This is a genomic window from Leptospiraceae bacterium (assembly GCA_025059995.1).
Lineage (GTDB): Bacteria > Spirochaetota > Leptospiria > Leptospirales > Leptonemataceae > SKYB61.
The window spans coordinates 1-687 of the sequence record JANXCF010000014.1 but is presented as its reverse complement, the minus strand read 5'-3'; the positions used below and the strand labels follow the sequence as shown (position 1 = coordinate 687).

Below are 687 nucleotides of genomic sequence, written 5' to 3'. Positions count from 1 at the left end.
TAGGTAAGGTTCCAGCTTGTCCGACACACCGACCGCACCCCCGCCTGGACCTCCACCACCGTGGGGCGTAGAAAAGGTTTTATGTAAGTTAAAGTGCATAACATCCACACCCCAATCACCTGGCTTAGTCAAGCCAACCAAAGCATTCATGTTGGCACCATCCATGTAGAGGAGCGCATCCCTTCTGTGAAGAGCCTCAGCTATATCTCTTATTCTTCTTTCAAAAATCCCTAAGGTGTTAGGATTGGTTATCATAAAGCAGGCTACATCAGTGGCTGGGTTTGTGCCATGAGACGTATCAGGGACCAAAACCTTCCTTTTGTGGAGGTTCTCCCTGTCCTTGTGATAGGCAAGTATCATCAAAAGACCAAGCAACTCACCATGTGCTCCGGCAGCAGGTTGAAGATTTTAAAAGCTCCTGCAGTTGTTAAATCAACCTAAGAGTTCCCTGTGCATACTGGTCTGGTGTCATTGGATGGAGGTTTTTGAAGCCTTCAATGTCTGCAAGTTCTTCGTTTATCCTGGGATTGTATTTCATGGTGCAGGAACCCAAGGGCACCATGGTGGTATCTATGGCGTAGTTTAGTTGTGAAAGCCTGGTGTAATGTCTAACCACATCAAGCTGGGATAATTCTGGAAATTTCAGGTCTTCACGGAAGTATTCACCCAGATAGGCTTGAGGGTCTA

Annotated in this window: 2 protein-coding genes; both read right to left on the bottom strand. The window is 46.7% G+C overall.

All coding sequences use genetic code 11. The features are described from left to right. A partial coding sequence (locus tag NZ853_11530; GenBank protein MCS7206315.1) for an aminomethyl-transferring glycine dehydrogenase subunit GcvPB occupies positions 1–360 on the bottom strand: 360 nt, incomplete at its 3' end. A 67-nt stretch (positions 361–427) separates the two neighbouring features. Then, the coding region (locus NZ853_11525; GenBank protein ID MCS7206314.1) for a hypothetical protein at positions 428–687 on the bottom strand (260 nt) is incomplete at its 5' end.